Origin of the sequence: Okeania hirsuta, from assembly GCF_003838195.1 — a bacterium.
GTDB classification, from domain to species: Bacteria; Cyanobacteriota; Cyanobacteriia; order Cyanobacteriales; family Microcoleaceae; genus Okeania; species Okeania hirsuta.
The window spans coordinates 1-1,146 of the sequence record NZ_RCBY01000610.1 but is presented as its reverse complement, the minus strand read 5'-3'; the positions used below and the strand labels follow the sequence as shown (position 1 = coordinate 1,146).

Sequence of the window (1,146 nt, the reverse complement as noted above, 5' to 3'; positions counted from 1 at the left end):
ATTGATTGCTAGACGTGAAGCGGAGGAAATTTCTGAGCTAGAACTGCAGCGGCTGATTCTCCTGACAGAAAAGATGGAGCGACTCAATGTGGAACGAATGCAATTGATCGCTGAGCTCTCCTCAATCCGAAACATGAGTATTCGGGATCTCATCAAAGAACTCGATATACGCGCTGCCTAAGATGGGCAAGAAATACCTTTCACCTACAGATCGTGAAATAGTTTATCGGCGTGCAAATGCTTGCTGTGAATACTGTTTTTGCCACGCATCGTTTTTCCATCGAACACATTCTTCCCCAAAGCAAAGGAGGTGAACATAAACCCCATAACTGGGCGCTTGCTTGCCAGGGCTGCAATAACTTCAAGTACACCAAGACTCATGCTTTGGATCCCATTAGCCAAAAAGAAGTTCCCCTTTATAATCCTCGCGAAGAAGAATGGGGACAGCACTTTATCTGGAGCAAAGATTACGAACGCATTTTAGGTTTGACTCCAACAGGCAGAGCCAGCATTATCTGCATGAAACTCAATCGTGCTACTGTAGTGAACTTGAGAAGGATTCTCTATTTACAAGGAGAGCATCCTCCGGGCTAGTCAGGCTTCTGCTTCCTGCTCTTGGAGGTTGAGTTCGAGCTCCACAAAAATCTCCTTGAAAGATTCAATCAGGGCTTTAATCTCTACTACAAATTCTGCCATAAAGTTTTTGATCTCCAGCGATTTGTCTTTCATCTGCTGCATGTACAACAGGACAAAGTCCAATTCTTCCGGTATCTCATCTTTTTTCTCTAGTAACTGATCTGCCATGCTAATGACTGCATCAAATTCCTGGCGCTCAAATTGGGTGTTGGCGAGATTAGTTACGGTTCCCGCAGGTTTAGGGATACTGCCTTGATTTGTTCCAGGTCCTCAGCGTCCAGCTCTTCCTCCGGTATGTCGAGGTAGCTGACAAGATCCTTGTGCGCTTTGTTTATTTTGCGGAAGAGATCCAAAAGAAGTCCGTAACATTGCTCCAGTTCGGCATAACCAATTTTCATTCTTCTGGAGGCTTTTTTGAGGCCTGCTTTCATAAAAACCGGATAGGGAATTCCACTTTCAGGAGGAGGAGGTTCGGCAATGGTTTTTCCCAATTTGATCATGCTTTTCCCT

Annotated in this window: 4 protein-coding genes; 2 read left to right on the top strand and 2 right to left on the bottom strand. The window is 44.9% G+C overall.

All coding sequences use genetic code 11. The features are described 5' to 3' along the window. Window positions 1–181, top strand: a 181-nt coding sequence (locus D5R40_RS38750) for a hypothetical protein (RefSeq protein ID WP_375339458.1), incomplete at its 5' end; no start/stop codon positions are given. A 65-nt stretch (window positions 182–246) separates the two neighbouring features. Continuing rightward, the gene (locus D5R40_RS33215) at window positions 247–594 is read left to right on the top strand and encodes an HNH endonuclease (protein WP_240041709.1); all 348 of its coding nucleotides are present in this window, start codon (window positions 247–249) and stop codon (window positions 592–594) included. Here D5R40_RS33215 and D5R40_RS33210 read toward each other — a convergent pair whose 3' ends face one another. Together D5R40_RS33210 and D5R40_RS33205 are read right to left on the bottom strand one after the other, a co-directional pair. After that, window positions 595–804, bottom strand: coding sequence for a hypothetical protein (locus D5R40_RS33210; protein WP_124155906.1), 210 nt, complete (start codon window positions 802–804; stop codon window positions 595–597). Window positions 805–857: 53 nt separating this feature from the next. Then, a partial coding sequence (locus tag D5R40_RS33205) for a hypothetical protein (RefSeq protein ID WP_205127866.1) occupies window positions 858–1,146 on the bottom strand: 289 nt, incomplete at its 5' end.